Annotated in this window: 19 protein-coding genes and 1 pseudogene; 4 read left to right on the top strand and 16 right to left on the bottom strand. The window is 56.1% G+C overall.

The genetic code is table 11. From position 1 onward, the window contains the following. Nucleotides 1–14: 14 nt before the first annotated feature. The 10 genes from ACDI39_RS09990 to ACDI39_RS09945 all read right to left on the bottom strand — a co-directional run bounded on the left by ACDI39_RS09990 (nucleotide 15) and on the right by ACDI39_RS09945 (nucleotide 12,890). The gene (locus tag ACDI39_RS09990) at nucleotides 15–986 is read right to left on the bottom strand and encodes a PDR/VanB family oxidoreductase (RefSeq protein WP_253091281.1); all 972 of its coding nucleotides are present in this window, start codon (nucleotides 984–986) and stop codon (nucleotides 15–17) included. 307 nt (nucleotides 987–1,293) lie between these two features. Beyond that, on the bottom strand, nucleotides 1,294–2,202 hold the full coding sequence (locus tag ACDI39_RS09985; protein WP_225788197.1) for a LysR family transcriptional regulator: 909 nt from the start codon (nucleotides 2,200–2,202) through the stop codon (nucleotides 1,294–1,296). A gap of 153 nt (nucleotides 2,203–2,355) precedes the next feature. Next, nucleotides 2,356–3,399 carry a phytanoyl-CoA dioxygenase family protein gene (locus ACDI39_RS09980; RefSeq protein ID WP_225788196.1) on the bottom strand — a complete coding sequence of 348 codons (1,044 nt, stop codon included), beginning with the start codon at nucleotides 3,397–3,399 and terminating at the stop codon, nucleotides 2,356–2,358. A 3-nt stretch (nucleotides 3,400–3,402) separates the two neighbouring features. Further along, a complete protein-coding gene (locus tag ACDI39_RS09975) occupies nucleotides 3,403–5,529 on the bottom strand; it encodes a capsular polysaccharide biosynthesis protein (protein ID WP_225788195.1) in 2,127 nt (708 codons plus the stop codon). Beyond that, on the bottom strand, nucleotides 5,526–6,095 hold the full coding sequence (locus tag ACDI39_RS09970) for a GNAT family N-acetyltransferase (protein WP_253091283.1): 570 nt from the start codon (nucleotides 6,093–6,095) through the stop codon (nucleotides 5,526–5,528). Before ACDI39_RS09970 ends, ACDI39_RS09975 begins: the two co-directional genes overlap by 4 nt. Before the next feature lie 4 nt (nucleotides 6,096–6,099). Continuing rightward, nucleotides 6,100–7,614: an LTA synthase family protein gene (locus tag ACDI39_RS09965; RefSeq protein WP_486538535.1), complete on the bottom strand. Its 1,515-nt coding sequence runs from the start codon at nucleotides 7,612–7,614 to the stop codon at nucleotides 6,100–6,102. Further along, entirely contained in the window at nucleotides 7,607–8,383 is a 777-nt protein-coding gene (locus tag ACDI39_RS09960; protein WP_225788192.1) for an SDR family NAD(P)-dependent oxidoreductase, read from the bottom strand. The genes ACDI39_RS09965 and ACDI39_RS09960 overlap by 8 nt, the downstream gene beginning before the upstream one ends. Next, nucleotides 8,380–9,699 carry a capsule biosynthesis protein gene (locus tag ACDI39_RS09955; RefSeq protein WP_486538533.1) on the bottom strand — a complete coding sequence of 440 codons (1,320 nt, stop codon included), beginning with the start codon at nucleotides 9,697–9,699 and terminating at the stop codon, nucleotides 8,380–8,382. Before ACDI39_RS09955 ends, ACDI39_RS09960 begins: the two co-directional genes overlap by 4 nt. Next, on the bottom strand, nucleotides 9,639–11,660 hold the full coding sequence (locus ACDI39_RS09950; RefSeq protein ID WP_225788190.1) for a capsular polysaccharide biosynthesis protein: 2,022 nt from the start codon (nucleotides 11,658–11,660) through the stop codon (nucleotides 9,639–9,641). The genes ACDI39_RS09955 and ACDI39_RS09950 overlap by 61 nt, the downstream gene beginning before the upstream one ends. 189 nt (nucleotides 11,661–11,849) lie before the next feature. Further along, nucleotides 11,850–12,890, bottom strand: coding sequence for a phosphotransferase (locus ACDI39_RS09945; RefSeq protein ID WP_486538531.1), 1,041 nt, complete (start codon nucleotides 12,888–12,890; stop codon nucleotides 11,850–11,852). 659 nt (nucleotides 12,891–13,549) lie between these two features. On the opposite strand from ACDI39_RS09945, the gene ACDI39_RS09940 reads away from it, so the two are divergent. Continuing rightward, the gene (locus tag ACDI39_RS09940; RefSeq protein WP_368816684.1) at nucleotides 13,550–14,482 is read left to right on the top strand and encodes a KpsF/GutQ family sugar-phosphate isomerase; all 933 of its coding nucleotides are present in this window, start codon (nucleotides 13,550–13,552) and stop codon (nucleotides 14,480–14,482) included. Nucleotides 14,483–14,731: 249 nt separating this feature from the next. Next, nucleotides 14,732–15,619, top strand: a complete 888-nt coding sequence (locus ACDI39_RS09935) for a CatB-related O-acetyltransferase (protein ID WP_486538529.1) — start codon at nucleotides 14,732–14,734, stop codon at nucleotides 15,617–15,619. Between the two features lie 137 nt (nucleotides 15,620–15,756). On the opposite strand, the gene kdsB is transcribed toward ACDI39_RS09935, so the two are convergent. The 6 genes and pseudogenes from kdsB to ACDI39_RS09905 all read right to left on the bottom strand — a co-directional run. Further along, nucleotides 15,757–17,043: a 3-deoxy-manno-octulosonate cytidylyltransferase gene (kdsB, locus tag ACDI39_RS09930; protein ID WP_368816686.1), complete on the bottom strand. Its 1,287-nt coding sequence runs from the start codon at nucleotides 17,041–17,043 to the stop codon at nucleotides 15,757–15,759. Nucleotides 17,044–17,078: 35 nt separating this feature from the next. After that, nucleotides 17,079–17,921, bottom strand: coding sequence for a 3-deoxy-8-phosphooctulonate synthase (kdsA, locus tag ACDI39_RS09925; protein WP_486538527.1), 843 nt, complete (start codon nucleotides 17,919–17,921; stop codon nucleotides 17,079–17,081). Between the two features lie 112 nt (nucleotides 17,922–18,033). Continuing rightward, nucleotides 18,034–20,283, bottom strand: a complete 2,250-nt coding sequence (locus ACDI39_RS09920) for a capsular polysaccharide export protein, LipB/KpsS family (RefSeq protein WP_368816688.1) — start codon at nucleotides 20,281–20,283, stop codon at nucleotides 18,034–18,036. Next, nucleotides 20,283–21,416: a CDP-glycerol glycerophosphotransferase family protein gene (locus ACDI39_RS09915; protein ID WP_486538524.1), complete on the bottom strand. Its 1,134-nt coding sequence runs from the start codon at nucleotides 21,414–21,416 to the stop codon at nucleotides 20,283–20,285. Before ACDI39_RS09915 ends, ACDI39_RS09920 begins: the two co-directional genes overlap by 1 nt. Next, nucleotides 21,409–21,804 carry an FAD synthase family protein gene (locus tag ACDI39_RS09910; RefSeq protein WP_368816690.1) on the bottom strand — a complete coding sequence of 132 codons (396 nt, stop codon included), beginning with the start codon at nucleotides 21,802–21,804 and terminating at the stop codon, nucleotides 21,409–21,411. The genes ACDI39_RS09915 and ACDI39_RS09910 overlap by 8 nt, the downstream gene beginning before the upstream one ends. Nucleotides 21,805–22,466: 662 nt before the next feature. After that, nucleotides 22,467–22,673 (bottom strand): annotated as a pseudogene (locus tag ACDI39_RS09905) (DapH/DapD/GlmU-related protein); the annotation flags it as partial. Between the two features lie 984 nt (nucleotides 22,674–23,657). On the opposite strand from ACDI39_RS09905, the gene ACDI39_RS09900 reads away from it, so the two are divergent. Together ACDI39_RS09900 and ACDI39_RS09895 are read left to right on the top strand one after the other, a co-directional pair. Beyond that, nucleotides 23,658–25,328: a glycosyltransferase gene (locus ACDI39_RS09900; RefSeq protein WP_368816692.1), complete on the top strand. Its 1,671-nt coding sequence runs from the start codon at nucleotides 23,658–23,660 to the stop codon at nucleotides 25,326–25,328. 539 nt (nucleotides 25,329–25,867) lie between these two features. Next, nucleotides 25,868–26,956, top strand: coding sequence for a right-handed parallel beta-helix repeat-containing protein (locus ACDI39_RS09895; protein ID WP_410045886.1), 1,089 nt, complete (start codon nucleotides 25,868–25,870; stop codon nucleotides 26,954–26,956). Nucleotides 26,957–26,990 lie beyond the last annotated feature (34 nt).

Below are 26,990 nucleotides of genomic sequence, written 5' to 3'. Positions count from 1 at the left end.
GGCACACTGACGGTTTAAGCATCCAGTGTTAAGCGTGGGCTAGTGGCACGGGACACACAGATGCATATTTTATTTTCGTTGTGACGCTCATCTTCGGATAACGCGTAATCGCGATGATCTGGGGTGCCGGTCAGTACCGTCTGCGCGCACACACCGCATTCGCCGCGCTTACAATCAAACAGTGGATCGAGCCCCGCTTCGAGCATTGCATCGAGCAGGCTTTGCGACGCAGGTACATGGAGGACTCGCCCGCTCCGGCGCAGAACGAGTTCCACAGGCTGGTCCGACTGATGGCCGCTGCTGCCGAACAATTCGAAATGCACATGCGACGACGGCCAGGAGAGCTCCGCCGCGGTGGCGATCACGGCATCCAGTAGCGGCTTGGGCCCACACACGTAGACGTGCCGGGATTTATCATGGGGGCCTAGCAAAGCAGCCAGTGACATTGTTCGTGGTGCCGGCCCTTGGTCAAAGTAAAGGCTTGCCTGTGGCCCCAGGCGTTCTATTTCAGCGCGGTACGCCATCATCGCGGGCTCGCGCGCACCGTAATGCAGTTCAAAGCTGCTGTTGTTGCGCGTCAATATTCGAGCCATCGATAGAATGGGCGTGATCCCGATTCCGCCTGCGATCAGAACCGCATGGTGTTCCGTGTCGAGCAAGGCAAAGTCGTTCCTTGGCGTGCCCGCCAGTATTTGATCCCCGGCGCGAAGACCGTGCATGTACCTCGAGCCACCCTGGCCTGCATCTTCTCGCTTTACGGCGATTTCGTAGTAACCCGATTGGTTGTCACTGTTGACCAAAGAGTAGGCTCTTTCATCAGTGCGACCGTCTTCAAGTCGGACACACACTTTCAAGTGTGCGCCGGCCGAAAATACAGGCAACAGGGAATCGTCTGCAGCCTTTAGAATGAATGATTTAATTTCGGGTGAGCGTTGCCGTACTTCCGAGACGATCAGTCGAAGGGGATATTCTTTATTCGAATTCATTCTTTATCTCCGGGGTACGTTGAACTCAAGTCGAGCGCTACCGTCGCGCCCACACAGAAGGCACAGTTAGAGGGGCTCCAGGCGATAAAAATATTCCTGGAGTTTCAAGAGGCGTAGAGATGCTTCAGTACTTAAAAGGCGACAAGCCTGTCATGATCAGGCGCCAGGCAATCACATCTATCGATCAAGACACGTTGATAGAGTCGTCTGCGTCTAGGCAAATGGTAAAACGAGGTGGGTGATGCGAAAAGTGCTAAATAAACACTGCTGCGCTGTATTTTTTGCATCGCATGGCCGTCAATCGGCGCTACGCCGTTTCGTAGGCGCGCAAGAGTTCGCTGACGATGTTGACGAAGGCGGCGAGCGACGGAGATAGAGCCCTGCCTTTGCGAATGTAGACGCCAAGCTTCGCCTCCACTGCGCTGGGTGGGCGCAACGGTAGATGTACCAGCGAGCCCTCCTGGAGCTCTGCTTTCATCCCTAGCCTGGTTTGAAACGCCACGCCCATTCCTCGTTGTGCGAGCTTCTTCATCATGACCAGCGAGCTGGTCTGAAGCAGCACATTGGCGCAGCCTTGGTGTCCCTCTAGCAGCGGCTGCATCAGGGAATAGATAGCGATCTCCGGTGTCCCCAGAATCAGCGGGTATGCCAGGCAATCGGCAAAGGTGATGTCGACCCGGCTAGCCAACGGGTGGCTTGGCTGTACGATTGCGCCCAGCTTCAAATTGACCGCTGCACAGCATTGAAGGTTCGCTTCTGACGGGATGGAAAACGCCAGCCCCAGATCCACCTCACCCTCTTCGATCAGCCGGGCAATATTGGCTGAGCCATCGAATCGACAGTTTATTTTCACACCGGGGTAGGTCGAGATCATTTTCTCGATCACAACCGGCATGAAGTCTTCATTGAGCCCCTCGACCGAAACGACGCTGATGTTCCCGCTGCGAATGCCTTTTAACCCTTCGAGTTCGCTTTTGAGCCGCTGCTCGTCTTGAAAAACCGTGACCAGGTGCTGCGCCAATAAACGGCCCGCTTCGGTAAGCTTCAGCCCGGACGGCAGGCGCTCGAAGACTTCTGCCCCTAAGGTTTCTTCTAGTTTTATGAGTTGGCGGTTGACGGCTGAGGCATCGACATGCAGTTGGCGTGCGGCTTCTCGAATGGAATGGCACTGACGAATCTTTTCAAAATAGAGTAAAGAGCGGGCATGGATCTTCAAGGTGTAGCCGCCTTAACGCCTTGCGTTTTTAACACGCTTGTTTGGATGGGGGCGAGTATGGTCGGGCGTGCCGTCGCACGCAAGATTGCATAAGCCCCAAATGGCGGGTGCAAGCAGGCCCTGCACAGGCCTGCAAGCCACATCATTGGTCGTTCAGATATGCGGCGCCTCGTAGGCATTCAATTGCTCGATGAAACGCCAGTGGCTGCGCTTGTCGAACCCCATCAGCCGCTTGAGACGGATATCCCAGCGCATGTGATGGTTGGCGATCCAGGGCAGGGCGAACAGGTGCGCGCCGCGCCAGGGGATGAAGGGGTTGCGCCGCAGGCTCGCATAGATCTCCACCCGATGGCTCGCCTGGCGGCTGGCGCAACGGGCATGGAAGCCGGAGGTGTCGGCCACCACCAGCGTGTTGGCGGGCACGGCGAAGCGGCGCGGGGCGGGCAGGCCGAGGGCCGCCAGTTGCTCCTCGTCGATACGGAACGAGCCTTCGCGGTGCATCTGCTCGCCCGAGCGGGCGGCATCCAGGCTCTGGCGGTATTCCCAGGCCAGGCGCTCCGGGGTCAGGCGATGGGAGCCGGGCACATAGCTGAACGGGCCCTGGTCATCGGCCACGTCGTCGAGGAACAACCAGGCCTTGGCCGTCGGGTGGAAGGTGTCGGCATGCAGGCGGGTCTGTGGGTCCTGGTCGGCATTGGCGGCGTCGATGATGATCGACTGCAGTTGATAGGTGATGCCACCGCTGTTGGACGAGGCATAGGCGATCAGGTCGCGTACGCCACGGTCGGCGACGAAGGCCGCGCTGGCCGGATTGTGCACCAGCACGTCCTGGTCGAGGCTGACCCGGCGGGTCACCGCACGGCCCTGGCGCATTTCCCAGCCGGTACTGCGCAGCGCGCCCAGCTCGGCGCGCAGCGCGGCGAACTGCTCGGCCGGCAAGGCGTTCTCGCGGATGAAGAAACCGTTCTGCTCGAAATGCTCGCGCTCGCGGGCATCCAGCCGCGACGCCAAAGCCCGCCGGCGCAACGCGGCCATGCCCATGGCCAACTGGCGGCGCTGCACATGCAGGCCCAGGGCGTTGAGCCGACGGCTGCCGATCAACGGGTTGTTCTCGAAGGATTTGGCATGGGTCGCCAGTTGCAGGCAATGCCAGGGGAGTGCCGCGTAGCGGCCGATGTCCTTGATCGAAACAGGCATGGTCTAGTCCTTTGATGGGGCCAGTGGCCGGCCGCAGCCGAGCATGGTCCAGGTGTAGTTGAGCAACGGCGCCACTCGGGCGTGTTCGGCCAGCCGCACAGGGCGCGGCGTCGACAGGCAGGCGAGGGCGTGCCAGGCATCGCAGGGCAGGGCTTGCTGGACGTCGGCATAGCGCGCATAGCGCAACAAGGCGCCGGCTACCAACTGGTCCAGGGTCAGGCGCCGGGTGCGGCGCGGCATTGGCTGGTGGTCGTGGGTCAACCCCCAGCCGGCATAGAAAGGTGTGCCATAGGTCACCACGGGCAGGCCGCGCAGCAGCGCCTCGAAGCCGGCCGTGGAACTCAAGGTGTGCAACTCATCGACCTGACCGTACAGCACGGCGATGTCGACACCGTCGAGCACCTGGTCGGCCAGCCCCGCCAGCTGTTGCGGGGCGATATGGCCCAGGCGCTTGCCGGCCTCGACATCCGGATGTGGCTTGTACAGGATCCAGGCAGCGGGCGCAGCGGCGCGTACGCGCTGCAACAGGCGCAGGTTGCAGCCCGGGCCGCCACCGCTGCACAGCGTCGAGGCGTCATCCTCGACCTGGCCGACCACCAGCAGGCGCCGCTGCCCCGGCCGGCCTAGCAGCATTGGCTGCGGCCCCTGGCGCAGGTTGAACTTGCTGGTACCGCTGGCGACGATGTGCGCCCGCAACTGCGCGGCTTCGGCGAGGCTGGCGGCATCGAACGCCTCGTGCTGCAGCAGTTGCTCGAGGTCGCTGGCCGAGGCGGCATCGTAGTGGATACCCCCGCGGTCGAGCACCAGCGACAGTGCCGGGCTGTTGGTCGCCCCCAGCCCGATGGAGCGCAGGAAGCCGTCCTCGACCCGCCACAACGGCACCCCGGCCTGCCGGGCACGCTGGGCCAGGCCAGCGGGTTCGCGCGCCGCCCAGACCAGCAGGCGGCCTTGTTCGGCGGCCACCCGCTGCACCAGTCCTGGCCCATCCACGGCAAAACGCAACTGGCCCCAGCGGCTGGCGAAGAAGCGGCGGATGTTGTGCCGCTTGTGGCGCTTGACGCCGATCACCGTGGTAGGGCCGGCGAACGCCGCGTCGCGGGCCTTCTTGCGTGCCAACTGGCGGGCCACGGTCAGGGCGTCGGTGAGCTGGCCGGTGAGCGGGTCGACATAGCGGCAGTAGCGCACGTAGGCCGCCGCCACCAGTTGCACCAGGTCTGGCCGGCCCTGGCGCCGGGGGATCGCCATGCGGTCGTCGGTCAGCCCCCAGCCGGCATAGAACGGCAGGCCGAAGCAGGTGACCGGCACCCCCTGGATCAGCGCTTCCAGGCCGGCCTGGCTGGTGCCGATGTACACCCGCCGCGCGCGCCGGGCGAGCGATGCCCACGACACCGGGCGTGCCTCCAGGGTGACTCCGCGGGTCTGCGCCGCCGCCAGCAGGCAACTGGGTTTTTGCCCACCGAGGCAGTCGGGGTGGATGCGCACTCGCACATCGGCATCGGGGTTTTCCGCCAGGGCGGTGTCGAGCATGCGCACGTAGTCGGCTTCGCACAGCCCGCCACCGGGGATCGAATAATCGCCCGCCGTCTGGTCGACCACCAGCACCAGCGGGCGTTCGCGGCCCAGCGGGTCGTCGGCGGGCAGATCCTGGGCATTGTTGTACTTGCCGATACCGCTGCTGCGCATCAGCGCGATCAGCTCACGGGCGCAGGCCAGCTCGTCCTCGCCCAGACGCTCAGGGGATTGGAGGATGTTTTCCAGCAGCGATGGCCGGTCGGCCAGGTAATGGATACCGATGGGATCGACCACCATCGACATCGGCGTGTCGCCCTCGATGCCCAGTGACGACGAACGCAGGAAGCCGTCTTCCAGCGCGATATACGGCAGGCCCCAGCGCTGGCACAGCACCCGGGCATGGGCGGAGGAGGCCTTGTAGCCGATCCCGGCGATGGCCTTGAGCCCCTTGGGTGCCTTGCGGCCACGCCGCCACAGCCAGAAGGGCGGCCCCTCGGGGCCGAGGAACTGCGGCAGGTGCAGGACCTTCCATGCCACCCACTGGGACATGATGCCGATCCAGCCGGGGCCGTCGACCAGGGAGGGTACCGCGACCGGGCTGCCCAGACGTTCGCTCATGGCAGCGCCCTCCACATGCCGCGCACCGGCGGGAAGGGCACCCAGCGCTTGCGCCGCAGGGCGAAGCCATTGTGCAGGTAGAGGCGGCGCGCGCGCGGATTGTCCAGCGGCACTTCCAGGTCGACCCGGGCAAAGCCCTCGGCGGCGGCATGGGCGCAGCAGGCCTGGACCAGCGCCGAGCCCACGCCCCGGCCGCGTGCGGGCTTGTCTACCCGCAGGCCATACAGCAGGAACGGGTAGCGCCACTCGCGCAGCTCGCTCAGGCAGAAGCCGGCGAAGCGCAGCCAACCGCCGAGGTAGCCGAACTCACGGATGAACGGCCGCCAGTGCAGGGCGAACGGCCCGCGCCGATGATGCTTGAAGGCGGCAAAGCCCAGTACCTGGTCGCCCTCGAAGGCCAGCAGCACACGGTCCCAGTGGATGCTCGCGCCGAGCAGCCGATGGCGGCAGGCCGTGTCGCCGATCAGGAACGCCAGCGAGCCGCGCCCCTGGGTCAGCAGGCGCGCCAATGCCGGGTCGGCAGCACGTTCCGCTGCCAGGTTCGCGCCCAGGACGATGCGTACCACCTTGTCAGGCCACGCCCGAAACAGGCTTGACCTTGGGCGCACGGGCGTGCCCGAGCAGCGCACCCGACAGCGCCTCGACCCGGATCGGCGCGGGTGCGCAGCCAGGCTGGCGGCGATTCGACCAGATCAGGTAGTCGGTATCGCCCGCCGGTGCGCCGATCGCCTGGTAGACTTGCGGCAAGATCGGCACATGGTCACCGAAGAAGCACAGCAGCGCCTCGTTCGGCTGGGCCATCAGCGTGTCGCGGAGCATGCCGAGCATGCGATCGGCGTTGCCGATGTGCCGCAGGTAAGGCGCCAGGTCGCTCATGCCCGGTTGCAGGGGGCGCTCGAACCAGGCTGGCAGCTCGCTGTCGGCCACGGTCTCCAGGTGCAGCGGGCCGTGGTTCTCCATGGTCACGGCATGGATGAACAGCGGCTGCTCGCGGCCTGGCGCCTGCAGCAGTTCGCGGATCTTCTGCGCCACCGCGCAGTCGCCAATGAATGGCCCGGCCTTGTGCGAGGCGTCGAAGGCGCGCACATCGATGAAGGCGTCGAAGCCCAAGGCCGGCAGCACCTTGTCGCGGCCATAGAAACTGCCGTCGTAGGGGTGGATGCAGACCGTGCGATAGCCTTGCGCTTTGAGTGCCGAGGCGATGCTCGGCAGGCCCTGGCGAGCCAGCACGCGGTAGGGGTTGAAACGGTGCACGCCAAGGCGCCCGGCAGGGATGCCGGTGAGGTAGGCGAACTCGGTACGCACGGTGTTGGCCCCCCAGGCCGCCACCTGCAGCTTGCCCCGTGCCAGGGACTCGCGGCCCAGGCGGTCGAATTCGCCGAGGACTTCCCGGCGCACGCCGGGCCACAGGTCGCGGACGTCGAAGAACGACTCGCTCTGGATCGAGACCAGGTCGGGGAGGGGGCCTGTGGCGGTCTGCGCTGCCGTGCAGGCAAACGGCGACCCCAGCCCCGCCCGATCCACCGGCACCCGCGCCGCCCAGAAATACCGCCACAGGCTGGCTGCCAACCCCCACGTCCGTACATCCTGCTCGGCGTCGAAGCTCGGCGTCACCCGCCGGCTGCCCAGCCGCAACAACCCCAGCCCCAGCGCCAGTGGAACCAGCGCCTCCAGCCGCGCGCCCGGCGTCTCGAAGCTCAAGCCCGCCCACAGGTACACCAGGAACCCCAGCGCCAGCAGCGCCGCCTTGCCGAAGCCGAAGAACGGCAGGTACAGGCGCGGAAAGTGCACCGCGTCGCTGAAGTACTCGAAGTCGGCGCACACGAAGGGCTCGCGCAACGAGTGGTACTTGGCGTTGCTCACCAGCACGATCAGCAACCACAGCAGCAGCAGGTTCACGCCGCTGAACAGGGGCCGCGCGGTGAGCCCGTACAGCAGCCCCAACCCCACGCACCACAGCCCCGCATGCAGCATCCAGCAACTGGCCGGGCGACGCAGGGCAGGTCGGGGCACCAGCAGGCGCTCCACCAGCACGGTCAACGACAGGCCGATCAGCGCGACCGGCAGGAGAGAAACGTCAATCACTGTACTTCAGCCCACGCAGGATCATCGAAGAAAGCCACTGCGGGATCAGCCCCAGCAGCCAGGTACCCAGGTTGAGCGGGAAGGGGAAACTGATGCGCGCCTGGTTCGCCGCCAACCCGCGCTTGATGCGCCGGGCGGCCTTCTCGGCGGTCCACAGGAAGGGCTTGGGCCCAGGCATCTCGAAGCACATCTTCGACTCCACGTAGCCCGGCACGATGACGTTCACCTTGATCCCCTCCGGCGCCAGCCAATCGCGGATCGCTTCGCCATACACGCGGATCGCCGCCTTGCTGGCGCTGTAGGTGGGCGTCACCGGCAGGCCGCGCCAGCCAGCCAAGGAGCTGAACAGCGCAATTTGCCCATGGCCGCGGCTGCGCATGGTGGGCAGTGCCGCCTCCACCGTAGCCAGGGCCGCCAGCACGTTGACCTCCAGCAGCGCACGGCTGTCGTCCCAGTGCTCGGCCTCGCCATTGCTGCCGACTGCCGTGTTGAGGCCGGCACCGACCAGCACCAGGTCTGGCTGCTCCTGTTCGCTGACGCGCCGCACCATGGCGCGCAGGGCATCGAGGTCGCGCACGTCGATGGCTTCGAGCAGCACGCGGGCACCGAGGGCACGGCATTGCTCGGCCATTTCATCCAGCCGGTCCTGGCGGCGGCCTTGCAGGATCAGGGTCACGCCCGGTGCGGCATAGGCCGGCGCCAGCGCGCCACCGATGCCGCCGGTAGCGCCGGTGATGAGGATGCAGCGAGGCGAAGCGGTGTGGTTCATAGGTAGTTTTCGATTCTCGACGTTCTGGCCATCAGGACTTCCAGGCAGTTGGCCACAGCCATCTCGATGCCGCAGCGGGTGTAGAAACCGCCATTGACCTGGGTGGTGTGGATGACCGTGTTGCGAAAGCGATGGAACAGGGTGTTGTCGGGCGCCTCGGGGTTCTGCCAGAAGTCGTCCAGATGGCCCTGGTGGGTGAGCCCCGGCATGGCGTAGATCGGGTCGGCCAGCACGCACGTCGGGCGGTGGTGCAGCAACGCCGAGGCACCGGCAGTGCTGTTGACCGTGATCAGCCCGGCAATGTGCGATAGCAGCGTGGGCATGTGCCCGCTTTCGAGGAAGTCGACCCGTTCGGCCACATCGTATTCGCGTGCCAGGCGCTCGGTGACCTTGCGGTAGTTGACCAGGCCCGGGGTCAGGGGATGGTTCTTGATCAGCAGCCGTGCATCGAACGGGGCATTGAGCGAGAACGAGTTGATCACGTGGTCGATCACCTCGGTCATGTTCTGGAATGGCGAGTGGTCGCGGATCTGCGCATCGCTGTCCAGCTGCAGCGGCAGCAGGAAGGTCGGGTGTCGCTCACGGGCCACTTCCGCCACCAGCGCATCGTCATGCACCCGCGCGCGCAGCAGGCGCAGGCCCTGACGGACGAACCCCGCGTATTCCACCGCCGCGTTGAAAGGCGCATGGGTGCGGTACCTGGGGAAGCACAGCGCGTTGAGCGCACCGCCGGTGTGGTACAGCACATCGTGGGTGGCGCGGGCGGTGAACGACAGCTTGAAGGCGTTGCCGTTCTGGTAGCGCGGGATGTGCTTGCCGACCTGGCGGTACCAGTCCGGGTCGCGCGGCAGGCGCGAGTTGTTGTTGACCCCATCGCGCTCCAGGGTGACCCAGTAGGGGCGGAAATAGCCCTCCTCGAACACATGCACGCGAATGCCCAGCGTCCGTGCCAGGCTCACCGCTGGTTGGTGCACCGGCCGGCAATCGCCGAACAACACCAGGTCGGTGATATCCAGTTCGTGGAACACCTGGGCGTAATAGGCGTGCAGTTCTTCCTGGCGCTGCATGCAGGTGCGCACCGATCCACCGGCGCCGTAGAGCACGTCGCCGACGTTGAAGCGGATGCTGTGCACATGCTGCCCGATATCGCGCAGCGCCTTGGCCAACTGACGGAAGAACGGCGAGCTCACACCCTGCAGGAACAAGAAGTTGTTGCACGGAAGGCGCAGCAGCGGACCGCGCGGCGCCTTCGCATTCAGTTCGCTGGGCGCTTCATGCCCAACAAACTGCTCAAGCGTCGTATCAAGTCCTGCCATCGGGAGGGTGCTCCTGGCTGCGGTAGCGCGTGCCAATGTTGTAGTTCGTAAAGGGTCTGTTCAGCGGTGGTGAAACGGTTGGTGATGCGGCTGACATAGGTGGGGTAGAGCAGTAGCGTCCCCGCCACCAGTTCGTCGAGGGTGAGTCGGCGGCTGCGCCGGGCCTGCACCTGGGGGTCCAGGTCGCGGTCTTCGGTAAGCCCCCAACCGGCGTAGAACGGCTGGCCGTAGGTAGTGACCGGTACGCCACGCAGCAGCGCCTCGAAGCCGGATTGCGACGTCAGCACGTGTACCTCGTCGACTACCTCCAGCAACTGTTGCAGCGGCGTATCGCCGATCACCTCGTTGCACCAGTGCACGGTCTGCGCCTCGTCGTCGCCGCGCGCGCGGGTGCCGGCCAGGACTTCCGGGTGCGGCTTGTACAGCACCCAGGCCTGCGGGTTGGCCTCGCGCACCGCACGCAGCAACTGCAGGTTGCTGCGAATACGGTTGCCACCGAAACGAATCGATGCATCGCCCTCGACCTGGCCCGTCACCAGGATCACCTGGTGCGCGTCGGCCGGCCGCTGCCAATGGGCACCGGGCAGGTTGTACTTGGTCAGCCCGGCGCGGCAGATGGCCAGGCGCAGGGCCGCGGCGCGCGCCAGCAGGTCGCTGTCGAACGCCTGGGTGGCGAGAATCCGCTCCAGGCGGGAAGGGCGTGTGGCGTCGTAGTAGATGCCCAGGTCATCGACCACCCACGACAACGGCCGGGCCTTGCCCGCGCCCAGGCCGACCGATCGCAGGAAGCCGTCTTCGACGCGGTTGATGGCGTGAGGGTGGTCGTGCAGGTCGTCGTCGTGCTTGCAGCCCCAGGTCACTACCGGCAGGTCGCGGGTCAGCGGTTGCTCGGGCTTGACGAAGCGAATGGCCGCGCCGTTGAAGAACAGGTCTGCCAGCGGCTCCTTCCAGCGGCTGAAACCGAGCATCTGCACCTGTTGTGGTAGAGCGCTGCGGTGATGACGCTGCAGGCCCAGCCACTCGATCAGCGCTTCTGGCGTGCACGGCTCGCCGCGCTCCGGGCACACATAGCGCGGGTAGCGCACCAGGCTGGCGTGGATCAGTTGGGCCAGGTTCACCGGCTGGCGCCGTGCCGGTGCCGGCAGACGGTCGTCGGTCAGTCCCCAGCCGGCGTAGAAGGGCATGCCCCAGGTGTGCACCGGCACATCCCACAGCAGTGCATCGAAGCCGAGTTGCGAGGTCATCACGAATACCGCGCGCATGCGTGGCAGCAGTTCGGCCGGATGGACATTGCGCGCCAGCACCTGCACCCGCGGATTGCCGGCCAGCGCTGCCAGGTCGAAGTGCCCAGCCTTACGGCCTGCCACCACGTCTGGATGCACCTTGAGCAGGATCGTGCTGTGTGGATAGCGCGCCAGTGCCGCCTCGAGCATGGCGCGAAAGTCATCGGCTCCGGCGCCCTGCAAGGACGCATCGGCGCAAGTCTGGTCGGCCACCAGTACACAGTCGTCGGGCAACTCCAGCGTTTCGATGCGCGCATCGTTGTACTTGGAAACCCGCTGGCGCTGCCACAGCGCCTGCAGGGCCAGGGCCCGTTCGGTTTCCTGCGCGGTGAGCGGCGTGGCGATCAACTGCTCCAGGCGCGAGGGCGCGCTGGCATCGTAGTACACGCCCACATCGTCGACGATCAGCGACAACGGCGGGTCGTCGGCACCGAGCCCCACCGAGCGGAGAAAGCCGTCCTCGAGCGTCAGCACCGGCTTGCCGGCCTTGCGCGCCTCGGCGATGGCCTTGAGTGCACTCGGCTTGCGTCCCCAGGCCATGATCCAATCCGCCTGCGGCACGTCGCGCACGGCACCGTTATGCAGCGCGTAATCGGGCAGCAGGGCGGGCAGTGTCGTGATGCTTTGGGCCCCCTTGGAAAGGACCAGCAGGCGTGGGCGGGACGAAGCGTCATCCATAGAAGTGAAGCGGCTTTCCGTGCGAAATGGGACGGTTTGGGCGTAGGCCCAATGGATCCAGAGGAGGAAGATTTAGTGCGCGGAATCTTAATACAAATTCACAGATTGTAGGATCTGTTCGACAGGAAATCGTATGAATAATTCCGGCATACCAGACATCGGTCAATGAATGATGTCAAAATGACAGTTTTACAGCAAGCTCAGCAGGTACTCGTACTTGTCGCGCAGCAGCGGCATACGCTCGCGAGCCTGGTATTCCTCGAGGGTTTCCGGGCGCAGGCAGTGGAAGAGGGCGGTCAGCAGGAACACATAGCGCAGATTGCCTAGCGCCTGCTCTCCCTCGAAATGCGCCGGCAGCGCCTCCCGGTAGGCTTCGGTAAACTCCGACTGGGCGGTGAGAAACATCGCCATTTCCTTGCGCCGGAACAAGCTGCCCAGGTACGCCCCCCCATCGAACCCCACCCGCCCGATTTTCACCTCGCTCCAGTCGATCAGGTGCAACTGGCCCTTGTCGATGAACAGGTTCTTGCGCAAATAGTCCATGTGGCTGATGCAGCGCGGGCTGCGCCGCGCCTGGCTGGCCAGGTGACGGACCAACGGCACGAAGCCGCTGAAACGCTCGGCCAGGCCGGCAAAACGCGCATCCTCCTGCCCCAGCTGTTGCAGCCCCGGCAGGCAACGGGCGAAGTTGAAGCGCGGGCGCAGCAGGAACCACGGCCGGAAGAAGTCCATGCTCCACAGCAGTGGCGCCTTGCCTAGCGGCTGCGCTGCCAGGTATTCATGGCTGCGGCTTTCCAGTTCCGCGATACCCAAGGCCAGTTGACGCGCGATCGCCTGCATGCGCGGCGGCTTGCCACGCACGAACTCGGTGAAGATCAGGCTCTCGAAGGGTGTTTCGATCACGCCCAGGCAGGATGGGTAGCGAAAGTGCGTGCTACCCGCCAGCATGCCTTCGGCGCGGTGGAAGCGGGCTTCCTGGCTGCTGATGAAGGCCAGCTTGCGGATCGACTTTTCCACCAACTCCACTGGCTGCCCCGTGCAGGGGTCGAGCAGGCGGTGATGGCGCACGTAATTGACGAACGACGCATTCGACGCCAGGTCCTGGCTGGTGATCGCCAACGGGAGCTCGCCCCAGTGGGGCATCAGTGCGCGCAGGTGATTTTCGAGAGGGGCCCGTTGCCAGCGGTAGAGCGTCTTGCGCTCCGCGGGCGAGGGAGAAGGGGCATTCATGACATCCAATCAGGCAGCGCCGTACGTCCGATTTGTAACTGTTCTGGTAACAATATGCTGCGTCATACGTCGGCGACACACAACGAAAAGTTTCAACAACGTATTGATTTGCAACGTCGCGACCTGTCGGTTGCGCTGTCCGGCGGGCTGATTCAACCACTCTGGAGCAGAGAAGAACCGCCGGCTGACGGCAGGCCCCGAGCTTTCTATCTGACAGGGAGCCCTGTGAGGGACTACCCAGCTCTCCGAACTGCCCTGCCGCGAATAGGTCGGTCCTGGCACCACCAGTCTGCGAGCAAATAACTTCTGCCTGACAGGGAACCCTGTGGGAATGAGCTTGTCCCACTGGCGATCGGTTAAGGCTTCCAACCGCCACGTGGTGTTGTGAAGCAGGCCTAGGATTGCAAGGCTCCATTTAACTGACCGGCATTGGGGCTTGCCCCGCGAATAGACTGATCCTGATACCACTGATGTATGGCAAACCGTCTTCCCATTCGCAACGTAAGCCTCCAATCAGCTGCTCAGCAGCTGCGGTTCCAGCTTCCTCCGTGACCTACTAGTCATATTTCGCTTCAATCCCCATCATCGCGCTTTGCTTATATTTGCAAAATCTTTAACATTCGCCGTTTCTCAACTATCTGCAGTCTTCAAGGACGAATATGAATCACCTCACGATTGCCAAAGAAGCCCTCATCGCTCAGGCCCAAGCCGTTACCCAGCTGGCCGAGCGCATCAATGGCGAATTCCAGAGCGCCGTCGAACTCATCCTAGGCTGCAAGGGGCGCACGGTCGTCTGTGGCATGGGCAAATCCGGCCTGATCGGCCAGAAGATGGTCGCCACCTTCGCCTCCACTGGTACCCCGAGTTTCTTCCTGCACCCAGCCGAAGCCTTCCACGGTGACCTGGGCATGCTCAAGCCGATCGATGTGCTGATTCTCATCAGTTACAGCGGCGAGACTGAGGAACTGATCAAGCTGATCCCGAGCCTGAAGTCCTTCGGCAACAAGATCATCGCGATGACTGGTAATGGCAAGTCGACCCTGGCTAAGCATGCTGATATTTGGCTGGACATTTCTGTCGAGCGCGAAGTCTGCCCGAACAACCTGGCGCCGACCACTTCGACCTTGGCCACTATGGCCATGGGGGATGCCTTGGCGGTTGCCCTGATTGACGCGATCCAGTTCAAGCCGATGGACTTCGCTCGCTATCATCCCGGCGGCAGCCTGGGTCGTAAACTGCTGACCCGTGTCAGTGATGTCATGCATTCGCCAGCGCCGTTTGTGAGCCCAGCTACCAGCTTCCATGATTGCCTGCTGGTCATGACTCAGAGCCGCCTCGGTCTGACCGTTGTTATGGATGAAGGCAAACTGGTCGGCATCGTCACAGACGGTGACCTACGCCGTGCCTTACTGAGTAACGAAGGCGTGATCCATACCACTGTTGCTCACTTCATGACCGCTACCCCTCATACCATCAAGGAAGATGCGCAAATGTCGGAAGCGGAAGCCTATATGGTCGATAACAAGATTCGTGCGTTGGCTGTTACCAACGAGGAAGGAGTTGTTGTGGGTGTGGTTGAAATATTCGACTAACCACTAATAAATATCTGCTATGTATGGACTTCGACATGTCCCAGTCTTGTGGTATTAATAGAGCTAGTGAGTGTCACTTCGTTACTCTCTGAATGTGGACTTTTGTGCTGTCCAACGAGGTGATGCTGCCTATAGTTAATGCAAGTAACACTCATTAAGGTTGTGAGCATTAAATTTTAATTGCGCAAGGCTTCATGATTGTGCTGTTCGGAGGCGAGTTTGAATAATAGTAGGCGAGGCAGCAAAAATATGATCAGCTCCGAGTCCAGAGTCTCGGAGGAGGCCACGCTGATAGCGCCTGTGCGGTTATATGGCAAAGTGGTAATTGATAAAAGCTCTACAGTTGGAAAATATACATATATTGGGGCGGGGACGTATGTTCAGCATAGTTCTATTGGGAACTATTGCTCTATAGCTAGAAATATTGAGATCGGAGCTAAATCTCATCCATTAACTATGCTTTCGTCTCACTCATTCCAATACAACAATAATCATTTCTCTTCGCAGCCTGGGTATAAAACTGTAAAAGTAAAAGCGCCTATAAAGGCTGGGCGTATGACAGAGATTGGTAGTGATGTTTGGATAGGTACGAAGTCTGTTATACGCGGAGGCGTTAAAGTTGGTCATGGAGCAGTAATAGGTTCGAGCTCCGTCGTTACAAAAGATGTTAGACCATATGCCATCGTGGCAGGGGTGCCTGCGAAGGAAATAAGGCTGCGCTTTGATGAAGCGACTATTTCACGTTTGCTGGAATCAAGATGGTGGGAGCTTGACCCAGAGGACATGGAAGGTGTTGATTTTAATGATATTGAAAAAGCTTTGAGGGAAATAGAATCTCGACGAATCAGTTACAGGAAATCAATAATCGATTCTCTCCGCGCCTCGCTAAAAAATACAGTGAGTAGCAAGAGTGGAATAATTTGGTTTGATGTTGATAAGTCATATGCGGAGCCAGAAATCTTAAAGGAATTTGACACTGTTAATGTTGTTGAATCATTTTTTTGTGCGGGTGTCTTTGAAGTTGAGAATTCTTGGTATAATGCAAAGAAAAATCTCTTCGCCTTAAAGATTTCTGGGGTGTCGGGGGAAATTCCTGAGGGAGCGGTAACGTTCACTTTTAATAGGGTTGATGACTAATGGGTTGGGTGAATTTATAATTTTGTGGTGTTTTCAGAATTAGAATTCATGCTTGCTCAAATCATGAGGCTTAAAAATACCTCCACCTCGCACAGATCCATACATACGAATTTGTGCGAGGGAGAGGTGATTACTGCTTACTGCGTCATCTTTGCCATTACTTGCGCATAGCCAGCTGCTGTGCCTAATACGGCATCTTTGCCCTGCGCAAACAGAATGGCATCTGCCACTTCGCGGAATGCGCCAGTACCCCCTTTAGCATTCAGCGTATGGGTGGCCGCTGCCTTGACATACGTAGGTGCATCCGCCACAGCAAACGATAGGGCGCAAGCTGTGAATGCCGGCAGATCGATGGAGTCATCGCCTATGCATGCCGTTTGTGCAGCGCGGACACCTGCTTCGGCCATCAACTGGTTGCAGGCGGCCTGCTTGTCCTTCACACCGAATTGACAGAGGGTAATGCCCAGGTCTGCAACGCGCTTGCGCAAGGTCGCCGAGTCACGACCCGAAAGTACCGCTACGCGAACACCGCTTTCTTCCAGCAGACGCATACCCATGCCATCGCGTACGTGGAAGCGCTTGATGCATTCACCGGTGGCATCGTAATAAATACCGCCATCGGTAAGTACGCCATCCACATCGGTAATTACCAGGCGGATGTCATTGAGCGACGGTTTTGGAGCAGGAGGTTGGCCGCTCATCAGCGCACGAACATGCTCTAGGCATTCCGGAGTATCGACGCCTGGGCCAGTAGGTTCTACCAGGTAGGCGCGAATACAATAACCTGCAGCCATCAGCCTCAATTGCTCAAGCTTCTCTGCATGCTCCAGCATGGGTTGCGGTAGGCTGCTGTAATCGGCCAGCACTTCGCGACGGTAGCCATACACACCGACGTGCTTGAGATAGTTGGTGACTTCGCCGTCACGTGGGTAGGGGATAGGCGAGCGGCTGAAATACAATGCATTGCCGTTATTGGCAAGTACCACTTTCACGGTGTTGGGGTTGCTGGCTTCGTGCGTATCGATCGGATGGCACAAGGTACCAACCTTTACGCTCGGATCGTCCAGCATACCGCTGGCGAGCGCTTCGATGTCGGCCGGCCGCACCAGCGGCTCATCACCTTGTAGGTTGATGTAGATATCTGCATCAACCTGGGTCATGACCTCCGCCAAGCGGTCGGTACCAGATGGGTGATCTGGCGAGGTCATGACGCATTCGCCACCAAACTCTCGTACCGCTTGCGCAACGCGCTCATCATCGGTAGCAATGACCACTACTTGGACATTACCGACCTGTAGGGCGCGCTCGTAGACGTGCTGCACCATGGGCTTCCCGGCAATGTCGGCTAGTGGTTTGCCGGGTAGACGAGTTGAGCCATAGCGGGCCGGAATGACAATCGCGACCCGTTGTTCTGGGCTTGCCATGTTTACAATCCTTGCGTCTTAAAGAGGCATAGCTTTTAGCGGATGTTCAACACTGGGAACGATTTGACCAAATCATCCAGGGCCTTGATTTGCGCCAGGAAGGGTTCCAGTTGGTCCAGTGGCAGGGCGCTTGGGCCGTCGCATTTGGCTTGATCCGGGTTCGGGTGTGCTTCTAGGAACAGGCCTGCCAGGCCAACACCCATACCGGCACGGGCCAGTTCCACTACTTGCTCTCGACGGCCGCCGGATGCTGCGCCCGAAGGGTCGCGCTGCTGCAGGGCGTGGGTCACGTCGAAGATGATTGGCAGGTCTTCGCAGGTACGCTTCATCACTCCGAAGCCGAGCATGTCTACCACCAGGTTGTCATAACCCAGGCAGGTGCCACGGTCGCAGAGAATCAGTTGATCGTTACCGGCCTCCTTGAACTTGTGCACGATATTCTGTACTTGCGATGGGCTCAGGAACTGCGGTTTCTTGATGTTTACTGGTTTGCCGGTTTTGGCCAGAGCCATGACCAGATCAGTCTGGCGTGCCAAGAACGCAGGCAGCTGCAGCACGTCTACCACCTCGGCAACCGGTGCGGCCTGGTAGATCTCATGGACATCGGTGATCACTGGAACGCCGAATTCAGCCTTCACTTTCTCGAAGATGCGCAGGCCTTCTTCCATGCCTGGGCCACGGTAGGAGTGAATGGAAGAACGGTTGGCCTTATCGAAGCTTGCTTTGAACACATACGGGATGCCCAGCTTCTCGGTGGCACGAACGTATTCTGCACAAGCGGTCAGAGCTAGATCCAGAGACTCTAGAACGTTAATGCCGCCGAATAGGACAAAAGGAGCAGTGTTGGAGCATTCGATAGTGGGGGTGATTTTGATCATCTGGATACCCAGCAAAATTATAAGATTTTGAATATATACTCGGGTTAATATTTAAGCCGAGTATATATGATTGTCTTGGTGGATTGTTTGTTGTACGATATATGTCGGTTTATTAGTTTAGCCAATCGGCGAGCCAGTCGTGAATTCCCGCAGTATCACTTGCAGGAATAGAATATTTGTTAACGTAGTAGTGTAGAAGTTTTCGTGTGCGCTGACGATCGAAATTTAGGTCACCACTAAGGCAGGTTTTTAGCTCGCCAATAGTACGTGGGTAAGCTGAAACAGCATAAGAGTAGTCGCAGTCACCCGTAATAACAACTGGGCGACCATGTAGCAAAGCTTCCAGGCCAACACCGGAGTTAACCGTGAACACAGCTTTTGCGCCTCCGATCAGGTCATGAACTGAGGCGTCGGACAATTCAATCGCGTTGCTGCTAGAGAGCGATTCAAGCGTTCTTTGAACTTCCATGCTGTTACAGTATGGGTGGCGTTTAACTCGAACTTTTGTCGAGCTTCCGAAATAGTGTTCGGCAACGGTGCGGACAAGTTCGACTCCGGTGATACTAGCGAGCGCTGCTACGGTATCTGTGGGGATTTGCATCGCTACAAACACGTAATCGTCCTCGAATGTAACTCGTTCGAGAGTTTGCGAGTACTTAGATACGTTGTTGTGCACGTAGGTTTCGCGCAGTTCTCGCTCATTATCTGCTAACGCTTGCTCTGAGCAATCAAGACTAAATAGTTCAATTGGTGCGTGAATCGTTGCTAGAGATGAGTAGCCAGCAAAACCCTGGTGGTCCATGCTACAACGGCCTGCCAATGGAACTTCTTGAATATGCAGGTGATTACTGTTCAGCGGAGCGTTAGTGTGATAACTGACGACCTTTGCTCCGGGAATTCGTGGATCACAATTCCTCCAATTCCACTGATGCCTTGGAACCAATATTAAGTCACTTCGCCCCATCAGATAGCTGTAGACGTTAGACAGGAATTCACGGACTGTAGCGTAGCTTGGCTTTTCCTCGGTAGGTGCAGCAAAGAACACAGTCGGAATAAAGACCTCTACAACTTTAGAAAGATCGATGTTCTCGATTTCTATATCTACGATTGAACCGTTTTTCAATCCATACAAGTGCGGAGAGGTTTCATTAGCGCTCGCTGCCTCTACCAAGGGGCGGGCATGCCCTAGATTATAAAGGACAGTATTTAGCCACGCCTGGTTTTCGCTGGAAACAGGTTCGTTTCCCGACTTGTTCCGATTGATTATTTGCTGCGCCTCAAATAGCCAGCGGCACTTTATGGCGACCTTTACCTGCTCGGTCGGATTCATGCCTTTTCTGCCTTTTTCTGCAGCAATAAGCTCGCGCGCCTGGTTTCGTGCCGCTAGTGTTTCATCACGCAAGTCAGGAAAGAATGGAGTTGCGCGATTTATCATCGGCATAAACTTCATCAGTACTTCTCGTGGGAACTCTAGGATGCCCAAGAGCGTATCACGCGCATTATCAAATAGCGCATGGTCAATTTCGAAGGAAAGACGCCTTACTGAGCCATAAGCAGGGTATACTGCTTGCGCGGCACACAAATACGAATACGCACGTGCTACCTGAGTATCATCCCGCAACATATCACTGATCCGCATTAGCAGTTTACGCTCCGACGGATGTTCAATTTGTGCGGCAATCAAAACGCCAAAAGCCGCCAACTGATTACGGTTCGAGTTATAAGCGCTCGCAAGCATCAGGCGATAGTTAAGTTTTGAGGACACGCTTTCGGGAAAGGAGTTAATTGCTTCGATCAGTTTTTCGTGTTGATTGAGCTGGCTGTAAGTGCGCGCGAGGATATTGTAGTTTGTAATATTTTCTGGGTTGTTTTTTATTGCTTGGTGTGCTTGTTCAGCAATTATATTAAGCCAAGAGGCGTCATTGCCAGCCATGAGCAATGAACTTTCCAAGTCGTCAGTTGGTACCCGCGGCCTGGGCTTTATAGTATTGGATTTTTTGGGCTTGGAAATTGGGGGGGCGATACGATATTGCAACATAGCGTCAAGAACCGGGCCGCAGGATGGGGCCTGTTCAAGCGTCTCTATAGCGTCTTCAGTTGCTCCGCGTGCAGCTAAGATTTTAGCTTTTTCCAAATAACCGAATGAATTAGACGGGTATCTTTCAATGGCATAGGTCGAAAAGCGAAGCGCTGCATCATAATCGTTTTGAGTGATAGCTGTAAGAACGGCTTGTCTTAATTGGCCTAGCGATACATTCAAACGCAACAGCCTATCGGTACAAGCAAGACTTGCACGATGCGCGCCAAATTTGGAAAGCAGGAATATTGCTTTTACAATGAGGTGTCGCTGGATAGATTGCATTATTTTTGTTCGCTCTGATTTTTCTTGGCAATAGCCAATTGTCGCTTGGTTTTATAATATTCCTTTAGTTCCTTGCGTACATAGGATTGAGGCTGGCTAGGCGTGAACTCACCTTTCCATAATCTAATCAGTGCATCATGTGCCAAACCTAAAGAGTTTTTGGTGTCGGTAAACAAAGTATCGCGAAGGGCTCCATACTGTTCAATGTATTTTTCTGGACTTTTCGCAATCTCTTCGACACCAGCCCTTAGCGCCTCAGGTGACTTGACTGTGAGTCCCAGGTCCTCGCGGCGGGAATATTCTAGACTATACTCATCGATCTTTTTTCCGCCCATCTGCTCAGCAAGATCGGCGTCAAGCAACACTATGGGTTTTTTGCAGTAGATTGCGTCAAAAATGGCGCCGCTGTAATCCGAGATTACAATGTCGGAAATCGAAAGAAGTTCTAGAAGGTCATCATTTGCCCCGAAGTGGCAAATGGCACCCATGTCCATTTTGCTCTTTCGTTCACTTTCAAGAAGCTCTGTATTGTGATGCATCTTCATCAAAACGTTAAAATTTTCAGCCAAATCATAAATGGCATCAACGTATTTATCTACGCTAGATAGTTCGCCCCATGTCGGTAGGTAGAGAACAGTTTTTCGACTGGGGTTTAATTTGCCAGCATGCTTCAACTTGGCAGACTGATGAAAGCTATCAATATGCCAATCGTCGTATCGAGGATTACCAACGGAGGTGGTAGGGCTAAAGTAATCGATTCGTTCAGACGCGTAGGGCCCATAGGTCAAGCAAACATCTGCGAAGGCACGCCATGGGCCGTAGTTGTGTGGCTCCTTCGCATATCCGTACTGAATCATCGCAATCTTTGATTTCTCAATAGCTTCAATACGAGAAAACGGAGTTTGACAGACAATAATGTCAAAGACGCCGTCAAGCGATGCCATTTTGGCGCGATCCCACACCATGATTGGTGTCTTTGGATTTTTCAGAACATCATCGCTGAATTCAGAGATAAAGTCTTTGCGCTTTTCAATAACGAAGCAAGCCCCAGGGAAGGTGCTTGCCAGCTTTTGAATATGAAGGAACTGAAAAGGGTTCCATCCCACGAACCCAATTCGGGGAAGGTTACCCATACTTCTTGATCTCAGCTATCAATTGAGTTGTGGAAATACCATCGGTGCGAGGCAGATAAATAACTTCGCACAGAGACTTATATTCGTCAAAACGGCCCTCCCAGTCATTGCCCATGACCAAAACGTGAGCACCGAACTCTTTGATATATTGAGCTTTAAGTTCTAGTGACTCCTCGATGAATACTTCATCTACGCAGGCTAGGGAAGCGATAATATCGCGACGCTCGGCTTCTGGATAAACCGGGTTGCGTTGTTTTTTTGAGAAATTCAACGCGTCAGAAGAAACGCCGACAATCAGTCTGTCACCTTGAGCACGGGCGCGCTGCAGGATCCTAACGTGACCGATGTGAAGCACATCGAAAGTGCCGAAGGTGATTACTGTTCTCATAACTATCCCTATCGTATTTGCGGTTGCGTTACATGGGCCTACACATGGCCTTGCTATCGAGCTGAAACTGACAAGTACCTTGTCCAATAGCTTCAGTCTTTATCCCCGGTTGGGAATGGGCACCGCTCCCAGCTTTGGATAAATCCATGTGCAGCACAAGCACCTATCAAGCTAACTACTCGACTGCATCGAACGTCCCCATTGGGGACGCTCTGTTTGATGACTCGTCGGTTTGCTTACTAGTTTGGCTGAGGGCTGGCTGTACCAAGCTTGAACTTGAACTTTTTCTTGAAAATTTTTCCTTTGTAGGGTTTATCTTCTACTAGAAATGTGAGGCGGTACCTGCCGCGCTTGACATCATACGATGCGCTCTCAATCGGGTAGGTACCGGGAGATAGCAATTCTGAGGTGTCGTCCGGCCCTGCTTCATGTGCAACGATCTCGATCGATGTAAATCGATCGAGAGCATCTAGGTCGGCATAGGCTGTTGGAGTCGTGAACCACACAATACCAGATGCGGTACCACTAGCATTATTAGTTAGCGTGCGTGCAAGAGCGCTGCGGTTTCGAAGATTGATATGCAGTTTAATAGCACTGATTTTATCCAGCGCTTCATGAACATCTTCAAAATTGACATCAAGCATGTCTTTGGGCTCAAGGTCCCACCACTTACTAGCCAAAAGTCTATCGATAGTCGCCTCATCAAACCGATAGCGAATGATTTGAGCAGGAACTCCACCGACGATGGCATATGGTGGCACATCTTTGGTGACGACAGCTCCTCCGGCAACTACGGCTCCTGTGCCAACCGTCACACCTTGGCAGATCATTGCACCTGCTCCAATCCATACATCATGACCAATTACCGCGGGATTTGAGATTGGCCCTTTTACGCGCTGATGAACTAAATAGTCCTCAAGCTCAGTAAAGTGATTGGTATTGTACTGAAAGGGATGACAACTCAAATAATGGGTTGGATGATTGATTGGGCTTATTTCCGCATTGCGCGCAATTGAGCAGTAATTGCCAATGGTTACACCTCGGCCTATGTAGCCGTCGCGCCCAATATAAGTATATTTTCCGATTTGAGCCTTCGCGTTAACTGTGACGGCACCGTAAAGCTTTACTGGGGAGACTAAAACGGCATCCTCGGAAATGGTTGCAAGCTTCGATATTAACTTATCTTCCATGAGTTAAATTGCTCTAAATCAAAAATGCTTTCAGCATAAAACAAAAAATAAGGGTGTTCCGATAGCGTCAAATCGACAATTTTATCGATGTGTCAAATTTATGTCAAGCATATAGTTTCCTTATGGTAGTTATGGTAGTGAGGTAGTTATAAGAAGCCAGAAATGGACTCTGGCTGATGGCATTTTGCGTCTGCGCTGACGTCGGGCTGTCTTGGTAGATGACTCTGCCCCTGCTCGCGAGCGTGGGGGTGTGGAGGGTTATGTTTTCATAATTTTTTACGAAAAATCTATAAAAATCGGCGAAAATTTAGAGGTTTTGTGAGAGTTTTTGCTTTTTGCCTTGTCACTGGAGGGCTTTCTGGAGATATATAAGGAAAGCCTTGGAATGTGGCAAATGGCCATGATTGGTATGCCTGATGTTATTTTTACCTAGTTCCTCTTTTAAAATCTTTTAGGGGTGGGCAGCGGGCAGGAAGGAGACAGCGGGCAGAGAGAGAAGTTCAATAGATTGCGCTGCCAATAATATGGCGCCTGTATTTTGGCGGTGCGTCTGTAAGTCCACTAATCATGTAGTGGCATGCCTATAATTTCTACGAGCAGCTCCGATCGTACTTATGCACTTTCGATGGGGGCTTAGCAAAAAAAGTCATAAGGGTTGAGTCTGTGAGTCAAGTAATTTCTATTTTATATCAATTAGCTGAACAGGGCGGGGGAGTGACGCGGGTGTCTCTGGGGAGGACGGCAGCCTTATCTAAATCAGGGTTACTCGCTCGCGTTGCGCTATTGGATTACGATGAGAAGCTAGATAAGACATTCAAGCAGCTTGTTATGCAAGGTAGGGTTTGCAAAACACTGCAGGTTCTGAATTTTTATAAGTGGTTTTCCTACAGGGCTTCTTGTTTGGCTTCAGATAAAGATGCAAGTGCTAATTTAGACACTCTGGTGCATTTGCGTGTTAAGGTTAAAAGGCGTGTTGATCATATTAATTCCACAGGTCTATGCGTAGTAAGATATATGACCGAGGCTGGGCTTATTTTTTTAGAGGAGTTCGTCAAGCCCGGCAACGTCGTTGTTATGGTTATGATTTCTATGCCTGGAACTGGTCCATTAAAATTCAATTCGCTGGCATCGGCTCATGCTTATTGGCTTAAGTGCTTGTCTGAGGAGTGTCTTCCCAGCTTCCTGGTTGCCGATTCTATTGGGGCTGCCGATAGCATTTGCATGATAGAGAGAGAGGGGGTGTTCCGCATACTGATGATGCACAGTAATCATTTGCTTAAGCCGTACGTGGTGGGAGGTAAGGTTGCGCCGAAGTATGATGGCGTTATCCGTGGGATACCAAGTTGTGATCGCTTGGTCGTTCTGACGTCAGGGCAGATGCGTGATCTACAAGAGCAGTTTCCATCGGATAAATATTCTGTAATTGGAAATCTAGTCACCATTTCACCTGACGTAACTGATGTTAAGCGTGAAGAAAATCTTGCAGTCATTGTTTCTCGGCTTCATGGGATAAAGCGGATCAAGGCAATTATTAGTGTATTCGCGCGTGTGGTAGAGCTAAACTCTGCTGCACGACTTGAGATTTGGGGGACAGGAGAGCAGGAGGAGGCGATTAGAGAGCATATAGAAAAGCTGGGTTTGCAGGAGGTTGTAAAGTTGATGGGGTTTGCGACGGATGTTTCCGTCGTTTTCCGGCGTGCCAGTGTCAGTTTGGGGATGTCGGCTACTGAGGGGTTTGGGATAAGTTTTGCTGAGTCTTTGGGGTATGGGACTCCTCTTGTTTCAACGAAAACTAATTATGGACCATCAGAGATTGTTACTAATGGTGTTGATGGATATATTGTAGATTCCGAAGATGAGTTTGTGGAGAAGGTTTGTTTGCTGTTGGGTAACAGGGAGTTGGTCGAGAGAATGGGGCGGGCGGGGCGGCTAAGTGCGGAAAGATATGGGGCTAAGACGATAGTTAATCTTTGGTTGGAGCTGTTTGAGTTTTTGTTGAGTTCACCTTCTGGTCGTGTTGATGCTCTTTTGCCCGACGGGCCGGTACTGCAAAATGCAATGTCAAGCCGGTTTGGGTGGATATATTTATCAAAATTTGATGGCGACAGTGTTCGGGAAAGCTTCTTGAGGTCGGTTAGTAGGGCGCGAGTGATAGATGTCTGCCGTGATGTAGAAGTTTTCGGCGAATTTATTTCCTTGTCGACAGGGGACTATGAAATAGACGAAATGATTTTTGATGGTGAGAGACAGAGATATAAGTTTCGTCTTATGAGGGACGGGAAGCCATATTGTGGGGTGATTGCAGGTCAGGCGGTTAAATTCATTCTGATGTGACTTGTTTCAAATACTTTTCATTGCTTTCGGAGGGGGTTTTAGCTGGCATATGAATTTCCCTTATTAGTAGTAGGGCGGATTTATTGGACTGCTTGGATCTAGGCTAACTGACATCGTTTCGTCATGGGGATCGGGTAGAACTGAGCTCGAATGCAATTTCGAGTCTTAGGTTTGCTTGGATCGGCCTGTCGGTCTTGCGATGGAGGAAAGCTGCATGGGAATCTCGCTTTGGGGGCTTTGTGGGGGGGGGGGCGCTATGTTTCTTTGTTGTGATATCTTCATCATTGCTTGGCTGGATTCTTCATTTGCGAACTGAGAAAGATATTGATTATTAGGCGTGTTGTTCTGTTCTTGGTTTAATGGAGTGGTCTGTTCGTGTAGTTAAGATTTGGAGGCTTAGTGTTTATTGGGGTGGTTGTTTTTGGGGCGTTTGTTGTTGGTATTCAGAGTGGCTATTAGTTTGATGAAGAGCTAATGGGGATTTTTTGGATGGTGAGAGGTCAGCTTTTGTATTAGTTGACTGCTTGTTTGGGGGGATTATGAGGAAAACTTTGTATTTTTTATTGGCGCTGGGCGGTGGAGCGTTTTTGGTCAGCCCCCTTGGAGTGCTAGCTGCAGACATTAGTAATCGTTGCACTTCGCCTAAGAGAGTTGTAGGTAATGTGAAGCTGCAAGCAGATTGTATTTATTATCAGTCTTTCGAGATATCAAGAAGTGACACTAGTTTAGACTGTGATGGTGCGATTCTGGATGGTGAGCATTCACGTGCGATTGGTGTATCGGTTAATGGTAGAGGCAGGCCGATAGAAAATATAAAAATATCAAATTGCCGAATAGTAAATTTTAGGAATAGGGGGGTTAGTATTACCTCTGGCGTTCGTATTAATGAGTTCTCGTCAGACATATCGGAAAATTACAAAATCGCTCCTAGAAATGTTGTATTGGATGGTGTAAAGGTCTTGAGAAGTGGGCGTGGAGGGGTCTATTTTGAAAGCTATGTCACTGACTCAGTACTTAAAAATTCTATAGTTAAAGATTCGGGTAAGGTTGGAGTGTACTTGGATCAGGGGAGTCAGCGTATAAGTATTTTGAATAATGTTATTCAGGGGAATGGGGTGAATGGCCGGCGGGAGGGGGTGGCTATAGACTCGTCTGCTTATAATGTTATTGAGGGTAATAAATTTTTAGGTAATGCTGGTGGAGGGATTTTTCTATATAAGAATTGTGGGGAGAATTTCAAAACGGGAAAGTCGGCTATTCGGTGGCAGTCTAGTGATCATAATGTAATTAGGAACAATTTATTTTCACATGAGCCAGTGGGTGTCTGGATAGCATCAAGGCAAAGCAGAGATTTGAGTAAGTGGGGGTGCGGCGATCCGGCGTTAGATGATAAAGGTCGATTTTACAGAGACTATGCTAACTTTAATGTTGTTGAAGGTAATGAATTTTGTGGCTCGCGTATTGGGGTAAAAATTGAGGGGGACAACAACGTAGTTGTCAAGAATCGGATGGGGAAATCAGTTAGGCAGCATGTGGTTGAGCCATACAAAGATATGCTTAAGCCTGATGGGTATAAGAATCTTGGGAATAAAGTGAAAGAAAATGAGATTTTCTCTTGCTCTAGATGATCTCATTGGGGCAAAGAGCTGTTTTGCTCTTGAG

It is taken from the genome of Pseudomonas sp. Tun-23181 (genome assembly GCF_057415455.1).
Note: the sequence above shows the minus strand (reverse complement) of the source record. Positions and strands in the feature narration are given on the sequence as shown.

Excerpts from the sequence above, each read along its gene's own strand:
- ACDI39_RS09990 (WP_253091281.1), bottom strand. The coding sequence starts at position 986 with ATGAATTCGAATAAAGAATATCCCCTTCGACTGATCGTCTCGGAAGTA.
- ACDI39_RS09915 (WP_486538524.1), bottom strand. The coding sequence starts at position 21,416 with ATGGGTAACCTTCCCCGAATTGGGTTCGTGGGATGGAACCCTTTTCAG.
- ACDI39_RS09945 (WP_486538531.1), bottom strand. The coding sequence starts at position 12,890 with ATGAATGCCCCTTCTCCCTCGCCCGCGGAGCGCAAGACGCTCTACCGC.
- ACDI39_RS09950 (WP_225788190.1), bottom strand. The coding sequence starts at position 11,660 with ATGGATGACGCTTCGTCCCGCCCACGCCTGCTGGTCCTTTCCAAGGGG.
- ACDI39_RS09980 (WP_225788196.1), bottom strand. The coding sequence starts at position 3,399 with ATGCCTGTTTCGATCAAGGACATCGGCCGCTACGCGGCACTCCCCTGG.
- kdsA (WP_486538527.1), bottom strand. The coding sequence starts at position 17,921 with ATGATCAAAATCACCCCCACTATCGAATGCTCCAACACTGCTCCTTTT.
- ACDI39_RS09920 (WP_368816688.1), bottom strand. The coding sequence starts at position 20,283 with ATGCAATCTATCCAGCGACACCTCATTGTAAAAGCAATATTCCTGCTT.
- ACDI39_RS09960 (WP_225788192.1), bottom strand. The coding sequence starts at position 8,383 with ATGAACCACACCGCTTCGCCTCGCTGCATCCTCATCACCGGCGCTACC.
- ACDI39_RS09940 (WP_368816684.1), top strand. The coding sequence starts at position 13,550 with ATGAATCACCTCACGATTGCCAAAGAAGCCCTCATCGCTCAGGCCCAA.
- ACDI39_RS09935 (WP_486538529.1), top strand. The coding sequence starts at position 14,732 with ATGATCAGCTCCGAGTCCAGAGTCTCGGAGGAGGCCACGCTGATAGCG.
- ACDI39_RS09895 (WP_410045886.1), top strand. The coding sequence starts at position 25,868 with ATGAGGAAAACTTTGTATTTTTTATTGGCGCTGGGCGGTGGAGCGTTT.
- kdsB (WP_368816686.1), bottom strand. The coding sequence starts at position 17,043 with ATGGCAAGCCCAGAACAACGGGTCGCGATTGTCATTCCGGCCCGCTAT.
- ACDI39_RS09975 (WP_225788195.1), bottom strand. The coding sequence starts at position 5,529 with ATGAGCGAACGTCTGGGCAGCCCGGTCGCGGTACCCTCCCTGGTCGAC.
- ACDI39_RS09955 (WP_486538533.1), bottom strand. The coding sequence starts at position 9,699 with ATGGCAGGACTTGATACGACGCTTGAGCAGTTTGTTGGGCATGAAGCG.
- ACDI39_RS09910 (WP_368816690.1), bottom strand. The coding sequence starts at position 21,804 with ATGAGAACAGTAATCACCTTCGGCACTTTCGATGTGCTTCACATCGGT.